The sequence below is a fragment of the Streptomyces sp. NPDC040610 genome (genome assembly GCF_055594065.1).
In genome coordinates this window covers 373,853-387,626 of record NZ_JBVIXA010000003.1, presented here as the reverse complement: position 1 = coordinate 387,626, position 13,774 = coordinate 373,853, and the positions used below count along the sequence as shown (strand labels likewise).

10 protein-coding genes are annotated in these 13,774 nt (G+C 71.1%); 5 read left to right on the top strand and 5 right to left on the bottom strand.

The genetic code is table 11. The features are described from left to right. Window positions 1–5 precede the first annotated feature (5 nt). On the bottom strand, window positions 6–731 hold the full coding sequence (gene grpE, locus ACZ6AA_RS14415) for a nucleotide exchange factor GrpE (protein WP_468460915.1): 726 nt from the start codon (window positions 729–731) through the stop codon (window positions 6–8). After that, window positions 731–2,602, bottom strand: a complete 1,872-nt coding sequence (gene dnaK, locus ACZ6AA_RS14410; RefSeq protein ID WP_468460913.1) for a molecular chaperone DnaK — start codon at window positions 2,600–2,602, stop codon at window positions 731–733. Before dnaK ends, grpE begins: the two co-directional genes overlap by 1 nt. 378 nt (window positions 2,603–2,980) lie before the next feature. Here dnaK and ACZ6AA_RS14405 point away from each other — a divergent pair, with 378 nt between their 5' ends. Both ACZ6AA_RS14405 and ACZ6AA_RS14400 read left to right on the top strand, forming a co-directional pair. After that, on the top strand, window positions 2,981–5,248 hold the full coding sequence (locus tag ACZ6AA_RS14405) for a (Fe-S)-binding protein (RefSeq protein ID WP_468460911.1): 2,268 nt from the start codon (window positions 2,981–2,983) through the stop codon (window positions 5,246–5,248). Between the two features lie 129 nt (window positions 5,249–5,377). Then, window positions 5,378–6,697: an FG-GAP repeat domain-containing protein gene (locus ACZ6AA_RS14400; protein WP_468481634.1), complete on the top strand. Its 1,320-nt coding sequence runs from the start codon at window positions 5,378–5,380 to the stop codon at window positions 6,695–6,697. Here ACZ6AA_RS14400 and ACZ6AA_RS14395 read toward each other — a convergent pair. From ACZ6AA_RS14395 to ACZ6AA_RS14385, 3 genes are all read right to left on the bottom strand, one after another. Then, the gene (locus ACZ6AA_RS14395; RefSeq protein ID WP_468481633.1) at window positions 6,690–6,878 is read right to left on the bottom strand and encodes a hypothetical protein; all 189 of its coding nucleotides are present in this window, start codon (window positions 6,876–6,878) and stop codon (window positions 6,690–6,692) included. The genes ACZ6AA_RS14400 and ACZ6AA_RS14395 overlap by 8 nt on opposite strands. Then, window positions 6,875–7,348: a hypothetical protein gene (locus ACZ6AA_RS14390; protein WP_468481632.1), complete on the bottom strand. Its 474-nt coding sequence runs from the start codon at window positions 7,346–7,348 to the stop codon at window positions 6,875–6,877. The genes ACZ6AA_RS14395 and ACZ6AA_RS14390 overlap by 4 nt, the downstream gene beginning before the upstream one ends. 91 nt (window positions 7,349–7,439) lie before the next feature. Then, window positions 7,440–8,690 carry a helix-turn-helix domain-containing protein gene (locus ACZ6AA_RS14385; protein WP_468461120.1) on the bottom strand — a complete coding sequence of 417 codons (1,251 nt, stop codon included), beginning with the start codon at window positions 8,688–8,690 and terminating at the stop codon, window positions 7,440–7,442. A 251-nt stretch (window positions 8,691–8,941) separates the two neighbouring features. Between ACZ6AA_RS14385 and ACZ6AA_RS14380 the strand changes: the two genes are divergently transcribed. The 3 genes from ACZ6AA_RS14380 (at window position 8,942) to ACZ6AA_RS14370 (ending at window position 13,727) form a co-directional block, all read left to right on the top strand. Further along, on the top strand, window positions 8,942–10,333 hold the full coding sequence (locus tag ACZ6AA_RS14380) for an FG-GAP-like repeat-containing protein (RefSeq protein ID WP_471458185.1): 1,392 nt from the start codon (window positions 8,942–8,944) through the stop codon (window positions 10,331–10,333). A 43-nt stretch (window positions 10,334–10,376) separates the two neighbouring features. Further along, window positions 10,377–11,846 (top strand): FG-GAP-like repeat-containing protein, encoded by a 1,470-nt coding sequence (locus ACZ6AA_RS14375; RefSeq protein WP_471458184.1) that lies wholly within the window; start codon window positions 10,377–10,379, stop codon window positions 11,844–11,846. 381 nt (window positions 11,847–12,227) lie between these two features. Further along, a complete protein-coding gene (locus ACZ6AA_RS14370; RefSeq protein WP_468481629.1) occupies window positions 12,228–13,727 on the top strand; it encodes an FG-GAP repeat protein in 1,500 nt (499 codons plus the stop codon). Window positions 13,728–13,774: the final 47 nt, after the last annotated feature.

The window sequence follows — 13,774 nt, the reverse complement described above, 5'->3', positions numbered from 1 at the left end:
CGGCGTCAGCCCTCGTCCGGGCCACCGCTCTCCTTGCCCTTGGCGTCCGCGCCGTCCGCGGCGCCGTCGGCCTTGCTCTCCGCGTCCGCGGGCGCGCTGTCGTCGCCCTCGGCCGCATCTGACTTGACCGTCTGCGCGCCGGGCTGCGGCTCGGCCACCGCCACGCGCGCGGGGCGCACGACCCGCTCGCCGATGCGATACCCCGGCTGGAGGATCGCGACGCACGTGGTCTCCGTGACGTCCGGTGCGTAGCTGTGCATCAGCGCTTCGTGGATCGTCGGGTCGAAGGGCTCGCCCTCCTTGCCGAACTGCTGCAGACCCATCTTGGCGACGACGGTCTCCAGCGCCTCGGCGACGGACTTGAAGCCGCCGACGAGCTCGCCGTGCTCCCTCGCCCGGCCGACGTCGTCGAGCGTCGGGAGCAGTTCCGTCAGGAGGTTCGCCGCGGCGATCTCCTTGACCGTCACCTTGTCCCGCTCGACCCGGCGGCGGTAGTTCTGATACTCGGCCTGCAGCCGCTGGAGATCCGCGGTGCGCTCGGTGAGCGCGGTGCGGACCTGGTCCAGCTGGGCGGTCAGGCCCACGATCTGGCTTGCGTCCCCGGCCGGGGCCGCCGGGCCCTCCTCGGTGGAGGGCCCGTCGGCCTGCGGCGCCTTCTCTTCAGGGGTGGCGCCGGAGGGGACGTCGGGCTGCTCGGCGTTCTCGCCGAAGCCCGGGGTCTCCTCCGTCATCAGGCAGCGCCGCCCTTCGCGTCACCGGGCTTCTCGTCGTCGACGATCTCGGCGTCCACGACGTCGTCTTCCTTGGACATGTTCGGAGCCTCGGCGCCCGGAGCGGCACCCTCGGCGCCGCCCGCGGCCTGCGCGGCCTGGGCGTCGGCGTACATGGCCTGGCCCAGCTTCTGGGAGACGGCGGCGACCTTCTCGGCGGCCGTGCGGATCTCGGCCGTGTCCTCGCCCTTGAGCTTCTCCTTCAGCTCGGTGACGGCTTCCTCGACCTCGGTCTTGACGTCGCCGGGGACCTTGTCCTCGTTGTCCTTGAGGAACTTCTCGGTCTGGTAGACGAGCTGCTCGCCCTGGTTGCGGGACTCGGCGGCCTCGCGGCGCGACTGGTCCTCCTCGGCGTACTTCTCGGCCTCTTCGCGCATCCGGTTGACCTCGTCCTTCGGCAGCGAGGAGCCACCGGTGACGGTCATCTTCTGCTCCTTGCCCGTGCCGAGGTCCTTCGCGGTCACGTGCATGATGCCGTTGGCGTCGATGTCGAAGGCGACCTCGATCTGCGGGACGCCGCGGGGCGCCGGGGGCAGACCGGTCAGCTCGAACATGCCGAGCTTCTTGTTGTACGCCGCGATCTCGCGCTCGCCCTGGTAGACCTGGATCTGCACCGACGGCTGGTTGTCCTCCGCCGTCGTGAAGATCTCGGAGCGCTTCGTCGGGATCGTGGTGTTGCGCTCGATCAGCTTGGTCATGATGCCGCCCTTGGTCTCGATGCCGAGGGACAGCGGGGTGACGTCGAGGAGCAGGACGTCCTTGACCTCGCCCTTGAGGACACCGGCCTGGAGCGCGGCGCCGATGGCGACGACCTCGTCCGGGTTCACGCCCTTGTTGGCGTCCTTGCCGCCGGTCAGCTCCTTGACGAGCTCGGCGACGGCGGGCATGCGGGTGGAGCCACCGACGAGAACGACGTGGTCGATCTCGGAGAGCTGGATGCCCGCGTCCTTGATGACGTTGTGGAACGGCGTCTTGCAGCGCTCCAGGAGGTCGGACGTGAGCTGCTGGAACTGGGCGCGCGTGAGCTTCTCGTCCAGGTGCAGGGGGCCCTCGGCGGAGGCCGTGATGTACGGCAGGTTGATCGTGGTCTCCGTGGAGGAGGACAGCTCGATCTTCGCCTTCTCGGCGGCCTCGCGCAGGCGCTGGAGCGCCATCTTGTCCTTGGAGAGGTCCACGCCGTGGCCGTTGTTGAACTGCTTGACCAGGTAGTCGACGACGCGCTGGTCCCAGTCGTCGCCACCGAGGTGGTTGTCGCCGTTCGTGGCCTTCACCTCGACGACGCCGTCGCCGATCTCCAGGAGGGACACGTCGAAGGTGCCGCCACCGAGGTCGAAGACGAGGATCGTCTGGTCGTCCTTGTCCAGGCCGTAGGCCAGGGCGGCCGCGGTCGGCTCGTTCACGATGCGCAGGACGTTCAGGCCCGCGATCTCGCCGGCCTCCTTGGTGGCCTGGCGCTCGGAGTCGTTGAAGTACGCGGGGACGGTGATCACGGCGTCCGTGACCTTCTCGCCCAGGTACGACTCGGCGTCGCGCTTCAGCTTCTGCAGGATGAAGGCGCTGATCTGCTGCGGGTTGAAGTTCTTGTCGTCGATGCCCACCTTCCAGTCAGTGCCCATGTGGCGCTTGACGGAGCGGATGGTCCTGTCGACGTTGGTGACCGCCTGGCGCTTCGCAACCTCGCCGACCAGCACTTCACCGTTCTTCGCGAAGGCGACGACGGACGGCGTGGTCCTGGCACCCTCGGCGTTGGTGATGACGGTGGGCTCGCCGCCCTCCAGAACGCTGACGACGGAGTTAGTCGTGCCCAGGTCGATGCCGACCGCACGTGCCATTTCAATGCCTCCAGATAACTTCTTGAGTGGAACTGACTCAAGGATGCATGAGCGCTGCGCTAGCGTCAACAGAAGTGAGTCGAGGGGGCTCAACTCTTATGTCACCCTTACGGGCAAGATGGCGCCCCCGCCGGGGAGGCAGCGCATCCGACTGCGGGTCCGTCGCGGCTTGTCGCGCAGTTCCCCGCGCCCCTTCGGGGCGCTCTTCGCCAGGCACCCCGAAGGCCGCGACGCGGCAAGGCTTGCCTGAGCGACGCAGATCACCGCCTGGCTGGCTACAGTGCGGCGATGTAAGTGGGTAGTCTCAGACGGACTGCATAAGTTACCGCTTAGTAATACGTTGGATTGCCCACCCTCGCAGGCCCGAGGAGCCCCGAAATGCAACTCGCCGCGATCATCGTGTCGCTGGTCCTAATCGCGGTCGGCGTCGCCCTGTTCGGCCGTGCCATCCTGCAGATCTACCAGTTCATGCGGCTCGGTCAGCCCGTGCCCGCGGGCACAAGGACCGACGCGCCCGCCGAGCGCACTCTCACCGTGGCCAAGGAGTTCCTCGGCCACACGCGCATGAACCGGTGGGGCATCGTCGGTGTGGCGCACTGGTTCGTCGCGGTGGGCTTCTTCTCGCTGCTCCTGACGATCGTCAACGCCATCGGCCAGCTCTTCAAGGCCGACTGGATGCTGCCGATCATCGGTGACTGGGCGCCGTACAACATGTTCGTCGAGTTCCTCGGCACCATGACGGTCCTCGGCATCGTGACCCTGATCGTCGTCCGGCAGCTGAGCCGCCCCGACCGGCCGGGCCGCAAGTCCCGCTTCGCGGGCTCCAACACCGGCCAGGCGTACTTCGTCGAGACCGTCATCCTCATCGTCGGCGTCTGCATCTTCATGCTGCACGCCCTGGAGGGCGCCCAGCACCACGTGGACGGCTACGAGGCCTCGTTCTTCATCTCGTACCCGTTCGTCTCGTGGTTCGGGGGCATGGACGTCTCGACGCTCCAGAACCTCACGTACTTCTTCGCGGGCCTGAAGATCGCGACCTCCTTCATCTGGATGATCACGGTCGCCCTGAAGACCGACATGGGCGTCGCCTGGCACCGCTTCCTGGCCTTCCCCAACATCTGGTTCAAGCGCGAGGCCGACGGCTCCACCGCCCTCGGCGAGCTGCTGCCCATGACCAGCGGCGGCAAGGAGATCGACTGGGAGGACCCGGACGAGGACACCGTCTTCGGCGTCAGCCAGGTCGAGCAGTTCTCCTGGAAGGGCCTGCTCGACTTCTCCACCTGCACCGAGTGCGGCCGCTGCCAGTCGCAGTGCCCCGCCTGGAACACCGGCAAGCCGCTCTCCCCCAAGCTCCTCATCATGTCGCTGCGCGACCACGCGCACGCCAAGGCCCCGTACCTGCTCGCGGGCGGCGGCAAGACGATGGAGGGCGAGGAGAAGGCGTCCGAGGAGCAGCTGAAGGACGTGCCCGCGGCCGCCCTCGCCGAGGCCGAGCGCCCCCTCATCGGCACCCTCGAAGAGAACGGCGTCATCGACCCCGACGTCCTGTGGTCCTGCACCACCTGCGGCGCCTGCGTCGAGCAGTGCCCGGTCGACATCGAGCACATCGACCACATCGTCGACATGCGCCGCTACCAGGTCATGATCGAGAGCGCGTTCCCGTCCGAGGCCGGGACGATGCTCAAGAACCTGGAGAAGAAGGGCAACCCCTGGGGTCTGGCCAAGAAGCAGCGCGTGGAGTGGACCAAGGAGGTCGACTTCGAGGTCCCGATCGTCGGCAAGGACATCGAGGACCTCACCGAGGTCGACTACCTGTACTGGGTCGGCTGCGCGGGTGCCCTTGAGGACCGGGCCAAGAAGACCACCAAGGCCTTCGCGGAGCTGCTTCACATGGCGGGCGTCAAGTTCGCGATCATGGGCGGCGACGAGAAGTGCACCGGTGACTCGGCCCGCCGCCTCGGCAACGAGCCGCTGTTCCAGCAGCTCGGCGCGGAGAACGTCGCGATGCTGAACATGGCGTACGGCGAGGATGACGAGGACGAGAGCACCAAGAAGCCGAAGTCGGCGAAGAAGATCGTCGCCACCTGCCCGCACTGCTTCAACACGATCGCCAACGAGTATCCGCAGCTCGGCGGCGAGTTCGAGGTCATCCACCACACGCAGCTGCTGCAGCACCTCATCGACGAGGGCAAGCTGATCCCGGTCACGCCGGTCGAGGGCCTCATCACCTACCACGACCCCTGCTACCTGGGCCGCCACAACAAGGTCTACACGCCTCCGCGCGAGATCATGGACAAGGTGCCCGGCCTGCGCCAGCAGGAGATGCACCGCCACAAGGAACGCGGCTTCTGCTGCGGCGCCGGTGGCGCGCGGATGTGGATGGAGGAGCGGATCGGCAAGCGCATCAACACGGAGCGGGTGGACGAGGCGCTGTCCCTCAACCCCGACATCGTGTCGACGGCCTGCCCGTTCTGCCTCGTCATGCTGACCGACTCCGTCAACGGCAAGAAGAACGACGGCAAGGCCAAGGAGTCGCTCCAGGTCGTGGACGTGGCGCAGCTGCTCCTCGACTCCGTGAAGACGCCGGTGGACCCGGCGGGCGACGAGGAGTCGGCGGACGCGCCGGAGCCCGAGCCGGTGAAGTAGCCGCCGCGGCGGTACGTGGACGGTGGGGCCGGTTTCGCCTGGGGGCGGGACCGGCCCCTCGTCGTTCGTGTAAACCTGTGGTGCTGTCGTGCACATGAAGTCATCGGGTGACGCTGGGGTGGGTGGGGCATGAGGAGTTCCGGGATACGTCTGCTGGCCGCCGTCGTGGGCGGCGCCCTGGTCCTCGCGGGGTGCAGCGGCGGTGGCGGCGACGGCGACGAGTCCCCCTCCCGTCCGGCGGCCGCCGACCTCGCGAACAAGAGCGCGCCCCAGCAGCCCGTCCCCCGCGGCAAGGGCAGCAAGGTGCCGGACGACTTCAACGGCGACGGCGCCAGGGACCTCGTACTGGACGCGCTCGCCCATCGCGGGCACGGCGACGACCCCGGCATCGGCATCGTCTACGGAAGCCGCCGAAGCGGCCTCGTCCCCGGTGCGCGGCAGTTGCTGAGCGCGCACGCCAACGGCGCCCGTACGAAGGGTGAGTTGCCCGCCGCGTTCGAGTCCGAGGCGTCCTGCGACCTGGACGAGGACGGCTTCACGGACCTCGTCGTGTCGACGGACCCGCCCTACGACGGCCAGGGCCGCCCGCCCGTCCCCCTCCAGGTCCTCTTCGGCTCCCCCGCCGGCCTCACCGGCAAGGCCGTCAAGCTCCAGGTGCCCGCGCGGGCCCGCCTCGGCAACGACTGGGCCGACCAGCCGGTGTGCGGCGACTTCGACGGCGACGGGGCGAACGATCTCGTCCTGCACGCGAGCGGCGCCCATCTCACGTATCTGCGCGGCCCGTTCACCCGCAAGGGTGCCCCGCGCGCGGCGGGCAAACCCATCACCGCCCCCGGCAACGACCTGGCCACCGGCGCACCCGCCGTCGACGTGAACGACGACGGCTACGACGACCTCGTCGTCCGCGAGGAGGCACGCGCCTCCAAGGGCAGCCTGGTCCTCGGCGGCCCCAAGGGCCCCACCCGCACCGGCGTCCTCTTCCCCGCCGCGACCGACGTGGCGTTCGGCGCCTTCGGCCGCGGCAAGGACATGGACGCGGCCCTCGCGGCGCCCGGCGGCATCGCCCTGCGGTACGACGTGCCGGGCACCGCCCGCGCCAGGATCGGCGTACGGAACGCGACCGTGTACGCGGGCGACCTCGACGGCGACGGCCGCAGCGAGCTGGTCGTGGGCGGGGGCGGCCCCGGCGAGGTGTGGGTGTACCGGGGCCGCGCGTCCGGCCTCGCCGCCAACGCCACGGCGACGGTGGTGCCCTCCGGGGGCGCCAAGGCCACCGTCCAGGTCCTGAAGGTGGCCGACTTCGACGGGGACCGGCGGGCGGACCTCGTCGTGCGCACGGCCTGGGGGCAGGGCCGGGACCGGGTGGAGGTGTATCCCGGCAGGGCGGGTGCGGACGGGCCGGTGTCCCGGAAGCCGGGGGTCACGTTCTCCACGGCGGGGTTCAGGTAGACGCGGGCCTCCGGTGGGCCCGCAGGGAGGCGCCCTGGGCCGCTTTCCACGCCTTCCGCAGACGTACGCCTGTCGTGCAGTGGTCGCCGCCCTCGCACGGGCGGCACCCGTACAGATGGCTCATGTAGGCGGCGTAGACCTCCGTCGCCCGGGCGTCGAGTTCAGCGGGGGTGGTGCTCACGGCTCGACCACCTTCCAGGTCTCGGCGGTCATGAGTAACGCGCTCAGGTGCGCGGGTTCGCACAGGTCGCCGGGGACCGTCGGGGGCACCACCCAGCGCGTCAGCATCGACACCGGGTGGCCCAGCCGCGGGACGCCGAGGAACGTGTCGGTGCTCAGCCGCTCCTCCGCCCCGCTCCAGGCGGAGTCCGGGGAGATGAGGACGTAGTACGGGCCGTGGCCGCTGCGGATGTCACGGATGACGGGGCCCGCGAGCCAGTCCCCCAGGAACGCGGCCACGGTGTGGGCCTCGCTGCTCTGGACGGCGGCGTGGATGCGCGCGGCGGGCACGCGGACGGCATCGAAGCGGCGGCCCAGCGGGAGCAGGGCCACGCCCCGTTCCGCCCACGCTTCGTGGACGGTGTCCGGATGGGCATCGGCCTCCGCGAGCCAGGTGCTGATCAGTCGCTTGTTGCCTTCGAGCATGGTCATCGGGGCCCTTAGGGTCAGGGTGGTTCGCCTCACGCAAGTGACGTTAAGTCCACCCGAACCCGACTGATGACCGGAATCCGGTCACCCTGTGTCAGACACCCAAAAGGCCGATGCCCACGGCCAGGTCGGCGGCCCGGCGCCTTCGGCCGGAGTGCTTCGACTCGGCCTCCTCAAGGATGATGCGGCGGGCGTAGCCGTTGTAGCGGATCGTTTCGGGGGCGGTCTCGTATGCCTTCTGGAGGGTGGCGATCGCCACGTCCGGCTGGCCGTCGAGGTGGAAGCCGCGGGCCTCCTCGATCCGGTGTCTGGCCCTGCGGGGGCGGGACTTGATGACGGACTTGTCCGCGCGGGCCGCCTGGCGTACCGACTCGCCGCCCTGGCGCAGCTCGACCGCCACGGTGACGGCGTGCGCGCCCATGATCGCGCGGCTGAAGCTGGTGACGGGGTGGAAGTAGTCCGCGGGCAGCCGGGCCGCCATGTGCTTCGCCTTGTCCCAGTGGCGCCAGGCCGTGCCGGTGTCGCGGCGGCGGGCCGCGGTGTACCCCAGCTCGAATTCCAGGGCGCCCGCGAGGGCGAGGACGTCGTCGGAGGCGTCGGACAGGAGGGGTTCGAGGAAGCGGACGGCTTCGAGGTTGATGGCGTCGGCGGCGTCGAAGTGCCGGGGCCCGGTGTCGCGGTGGGCCTGCGCCAGGAGCCAGGCGGCCACGCCGATGGCGTGCGGGTCGCCGGAGTCCTGGGCGGCGACCATGCCGCGCTCCGCGACGCGCCACAGCAGGGCCGCGTCGGGCTGATAGGCGAGGAAGAACTGTGACAGCGAGTACGTCTCGGCGAGACGGGCCTGGGCCACCCGCCGCTCGACGGCCGTCTCGGCGTGCCGTGCGATCGCCCGCGCGTCGCGGATCAGACCGGGCAGCAACGTGCCGATGGCCTCACGGTGGTTGGGCGACTGGTGCCGTGCCTTCCAGGCCGCGTGCAGGCGGGCTTCCAGGTGGGCGACAGGGGGTGGTTCCACGGCCGTGGCCAGGGCGAAGTCGTCGACGGCCGCTTGGACGGCGGCGAGGCGGGGATGGCCCGGCCCGGCGAACAGGTCCACGTGCGCGTCCGGTCGACCGGTCAGCTCGGCCAGGTCGCGTACGCGCAGCGCCTCGGCGATGCGCAGCACCATGTCGAGCGCCGGGGCCCGCTGCTGCCCGTTCTCGATCTTGCGGAGGGTGTGCACCGAAACCCCGACGAAGTCCGCGAGTTGGGCGCGGGTCATGCCACGGCGCTCGCGCAGGATCTGTACGCGCTGACCGAATCGCAGCGGGTCGGCGTACGGGTCCGGGGTGTCACCTGGGGACATCACGGCCTTGCCCTTCTCTGGACGGCTCGCCACCGCCAGCGTAGGGGGCAGGGCCGACCCGTGTGAGCCCTCCGCGGACTCCACGCACGCGGGGACGTCAGGGGCCCGGGGCACCCCCGCCGCCCGAAGCCCCCGGCTCGCACAACCTTTCCCCCACCCCGCCAGTCACACCCCCGGAACCCCACACCACCGTTCACCCAAGGTCCACCCCCTGGTGACCCCCCGTGAACCCACAAGCTCGGGAGCCCCACGTGCGCGTAAGAAGCCTGGCCGTCGCGGTCACCACCGCGGCCCTCGCTGCCGGAGGACTGACCCTCCCCCTGGCCGGGACGGCCTCCGCGGCCCCCGCCGCCCTGAAGGACGACTTCAACGGCGACGGCTACCGCGACCTCGCGGTGGGCGCCCCCAAGGGCAACTCGGTGACCGTGACGTACGGTTCGGCGTCCGGCGTGAAGGCGGGCCGCGGCACGACCGTCACGCAGAACACGGCCGGAGTGCCCGGAACCACCGAGTCCGGCGACGAGTTCGGCGAGAGCGTCACCAGCGGCGACGTGAACAGCGACGGCTACGCCGACCTGATCGTCGGCGCCCCCGGCGAGAAGGTGGCGAACAAGCCCGACGGCACGGTCACGATCGTCTGGGGCGGCAAGAACGGCTTCAAGACCGGCGGCAAGACCCTCACCGCACCCAGCGCCGACGACCACCGCTTCGGCGAGGCCGCGACGTTCGTCGACATCGACGGCGACGAGGTGTCCAACCTCGCGGTGATCAGCGGCAACCACTGGTGGTACTACGCCGACGGCAACCCGCAGGACGGCCGCGCGATCCCGCTCGAAACCGACTTCCTGCCCAAGAACGTCCGCCTGGACGACATGACCGCGGGCCACTTCACGAACCAGGGCGGCTACACGTACATCCTCGCGGGCGAGCGCGAGGACGGCGGCGCCTACACCGCGTACATGAAGGGCGGCGCCGGTGACCTCGGCTACTGGTCCGGCGTCCTGGCCGAGGGCGACGACCCGACGGCGACGCGCGGCCCGCTCGCCGGGGCCGACGTCAACGGCGACGGCTACGACGACCTGATCACCGGCAACCCGCGCGCGGGCAGGGGCGGTTCGTTCAGCGTCCGCTACGGCGCCGACAGCAAGCTGGGCGAGCCCGTGACGTACACGCAGGACACCGCGGGCGTACCCGGCACGGACGAGGCGGGCGACGACTTCGGCTCGGCGGTGGCCGCCGGCGACGTGACCGGCGACGGCAGCGCGGACATCGCGGTGGGCGCGCCCGGCGAGCAGGTCGGAACCGTACCCGGCACCGGGAGCGTGACTCTCCTCAAGGGCGGGACGAGCGGACTGGGCGGCGGGAAGACCTGGCACCAGGAGACGGCGGGCGTCCCCGGAGTCGCCGAGAAGAACGACCGGTTCGGCTCGTCCGTACGCCTCAAGGACATCAACAAGAACGGCAGGGCCGACCTGTCGGTCGGCGCGCGCGGCGAGGACATCGGCGGCGCGGCGGACGCGGGCGCGGTGTGGGTGCTTCGCGGTACGACGACGGGTCTGACGTCGTCGTACGCGACCTCGTTCAACGGCTCGGACTTCGGCGCGGGCGGCGCGGGCCGGGGCTTCGGCGAGACGCTCCGCTGACCTCTCCCCAACTCACGTACCTTTTCGGCTACTTGGAGACACCTTGCGTAAGAAGACTCTCTCCGCCGCCGCACTGTGCGCGGCGACCGTACTCGGCGTCGCGGGCCTGGCCGCGACCCCCGCCGTCGCGGCCGAGCCCGCCCCGAAGCCGAAGTCGGACTTCAACGGCGACGGCTACGCGGACCTCGCCGTCGGCGTCCCCGGCGCGACCGTAGGCGGCAAGGCCAAGGCGGGCTACGTGAACGTGGTCTGGGGCGGCAAGAAGGGCCTGGGCGGCCATGGTTCGACGACCGTCAGCCAGGGCAGCGCCGGGGTTCCCGGCACCGTGGAGAAGGACGACGGCTTCGGGTACGCGGTGTCGCCCGCCGACATGAACGGCGACGGCATCACGGACATCGTCGTCGGCACGCCCGGCGAGGACAACGACTCGGGGGCCTCCGCGGGCACCCTCACCATCCTCTGGGGCGCCAAGTCCGGCATCAAGGGCGGCTTCACGGCCGCCAACGGCAAGTACGCGGGCCACCAGATCGGCGGCCTCGTCACCACCGGCGACTACGACGGCGACGGCGACCGGGACATCGCGCTCAGCTCGAAGAACGACGAGAGCGCCGCGATGGAGACCCGCCCGGGACCGTTCAGGGCCGGGTCCCCCGCGACCCTGCAGCGCGTCGACAGCTGGCACTTCAGCGGTCCCCGCGCGGTGACGTCCGGGGACTTCGACGCGGACGGCCGCGATGACCTCGCGGTGACGTACGGGGGGATGGAGATCGCGGGGACGGCGGTGTACGGCACGGGGTCGGGGGCTTCCGGCGCTTCCGGCGCTTCCGGCGCTTCCGGGGAGTGGAAGCGGACGTGGCGCGCGGGCGACACCGCGACCTCCCTCGCCACCGGCGACTTCGACGGCGACGGCACCGCCGACCTCGCCCTCGGCGAGGTCCGGCCCAACCCCGAGGCCGAGGAGGGCGACGAGGGCTACTGCGCGGACCGCCTCGGCGGCGCGATCGCCACGGTGTACGGCAAGTCGGGCACGACGCTGGGTGGCGCCGTGTCCTGCACGACCCAGTCCACTCCCCGGGTCGACGGCAATGCCGAGGCCGAGGACAACTTCGGCGCGGCGCTCGCCGTGGGCGACCTGGACCGGGAGGACGGCGACGAGCTGATCGCGGGCGCGAGTGCCGAGTCGGTCGGCATCGACAAGGCGGCCGGCGCGTACTGGATCCTGGAGTCCACCGGCACCGGCAAGGAGTTCTACGGCAGCGGCGTCAACCAGACGTCCCCGGGCGTCCCCGGCGCGGCCGAGGCGGGCGACCGCTTCGGCGCGGCGATCGCCGTGGACGACTACAACGGCGACACCTACCCCGACTCGGCCGTCGCCGCCCCCGGCGAGAACGCCTCGTCCGGCGGCGTCTGGTACGGCACGCCGAAGGACCGTCCGGCGCCGCAGGTGTCGGTGACGCCGGCGAAGCTGGGTCTCGCGGGGGCGCGTTCGTACGGGGCGGTCCTCGGCCACTGACCCCCCACCCTTCCAGCCCGTCCGGCGATTGAGGACGAGGCGCGGAGCGCCGATCAGCGGGGGTCCAGGGGGCGGCAGCCCCCGGTTTCGGAGAAGGGGCGGGACTGGGGCGCCCCGCGAGGGCCGACCTCAGCAGACACCGCCGAGGCCCCCGCGGGCGCCCGCGCCTCCCCGGCGAGCGCGGGCGCCTCACTCACCACCCCTTCATCACTGCCCCACCGCTCCCCCTCTATAACGACACAGCAACTACTCATCGACCCCATACAACCCACACATCCCACAAGTGGTCTCTCCTAGGCCCGGGTTGAGGACTACGCGCCCACGAACGCGCGGCCAACCCCTGGCAAACACATTCGCCGGCACCGCAGGAGAAACCACCACATGGCTCAGGTCGAGCGCACCACCTCCCGCGCCACCCACCCCCACAGACGGAACCGCCTCCGCCTCGCCGCGGCGACGACGGCCGCGCTGGCACTGACGGGCGGGCTGCTCACGCTCACGGCACCGACGGCGGCGGCAGCACCCGCGCGCACGGCGCCGGACGCCGACTTCAACCACGACGGGCGCGCCGATGTCGCGACGTCGGCCGCGCTCGCGCACGTCGGCGGCAAGGCGCAGGCGGGCGCCGTCACCGTGACGTACGGCAAGGAGGGCGGCGTCGGCCGGAGCGTGGCGTACTCGCAGGACAGCGCGGGCGTCCCCGGATCCGCCGAGAAGGGCGACGGGTTCGGCGCCGACCTCGCATACGGCGACTTCGACGACGACGGGTACGACGACCTGGCCGTCGGGGTGCCGGGCGAGGACGTGGGCGGCGACAAGGACGGCGGCTCCGTCCAGGTCCTGTGGGGCTCGCGGGACGGCCTGAAGGGCGGCAGCACCCTGAAGGACCCGCGCCCCTCGACGCACGACCGCTTCGGCGGCGTCCTCGAAGCCGCCGACTTCAACGGCGACAAGAAGACCGACCTGGCCGTCGGCACCGGCACCACCGCGGTCGTCGACGTCCTGCGCGGCGGGTTCAAGCGCGGCGGCTCGGTCAACGGCCACTACACGGTCAAGGCCCGCATCCACGGCAACGGCGAAGTCGGCGTGCTGAACCTGCACTCGGGCGACGCCAACGGCGACGGCGTCGAGGACCTGATCGTCAACGGCTACGAGAACACCGCGCAGGCCCCCAACGCCAACTTCTGGATCCCCGGCTCCCGTTCGGGCCTCAAGGCCGCCGCCGCCAAGAAGCTGCTGCCGGGCATCGTCACGGACCTCGGCGACGTCAACAAGGACAGCTACGACGACGTCGTCATCGGCACCTCGTGGGACAGCGGGCTCCCGGGCGCGGCCAAGGGCGGCGCGGTGAACGTACTGTTCGGCAACAGCGGCGGCCCGGACAACGACGAGCGCGACAAGATCACCCAGAACACCTCAGGCGTCCCCGGCAGCGGCGAGAAGGGCGACTCCTTCGGCAACGAGCTGGACCTCGGCGACATCAACGGCGACGGCAACCTGGACCTCGTCGTCGGCGCCCCCGGCGAGACCGTCGACGGAGTCGCGGACACCGGCGCGGTGACGATTCTCCACGGCAAGGCCGACGGCTCCGGCCTCACCGGCCGCGGCGCGAAGCTCCTCACCCAGAACACACCCGGCGTCCCCGGCTCCGACGAGAAGCACGACTTCCTCGGCTCGGACGTCCACGCCGACGACCTGAACGGCGACCTCCGCGCCGACGTGATCCTCGGCGCGGTCGGCGAGAACGGCGACAACGGCGCCGTGTACCCCCTGCTCTCCCGCACCGACGGCACCCTCCGCGGCACGTCCGGCATCTACCCGGGCACGGCCCACCTCTCCGGCACGGGCACCCCGCGCCTGGGCGCCAACTTCGCCGACTGACGCCCCGTCCCTCCCGGCCGGGCCCGCCACGGGCCCGGCCCCACCCC

Bases quoted from the DNA above. Each gene is read 5' to 3' on its own strand.
- grpE (WP_468460915.1), bottom strand. From the start codon at position 731: ATGACGGAGGAGACCCCGGGCTTCGGCGAGAACGCCGAGCAGCCCGAC.
- dnaK (WP_468460913.1), bottom strand. From the start codon at position 2,602: ATGGCACGTGCGGTCGGCATCGACCTGGGCACGACTAACTCCGTCGTC.
- ACZ6AA_RS14405 (WP_468460911.1), top strand. From the start codon at position 2,981: ATGCAACTCGCCGCGATCATCGTGTCGCTGGTCCTAATCGCGGTCGGC.
- ACZ6AA_RS14400 (WP_468481634.1), top strand. From the start codon at position 5,378: ATGAGGAGTTCCGGGATACGTCTGCTGGCCGCCGTCGTGGGCGGCGCC.
- ACZ6AA_RS14390 (WP_468481632.1), bottom strand. From the start codon at position 7,348: ATGACCATGCTCGAAGGCAACAAGCGACTGATCAGCACCTGGCTCGCG.
- ACZ6AA_RS14385 (WP_468461120.1), bottom strand. From the start codon at position 8,690: ATGTCCCCAGGTGACACCCCGGACCCGTACGCCGACCCGCTGCGATTC.
- ACZ6AA_RS14370 (WP_468481629.1), top strand. From the start codon at position 12,228: ATGGCTCAGGTCGAGCGCACCACCTCCCGCGCCACCCACCCCCACAGA.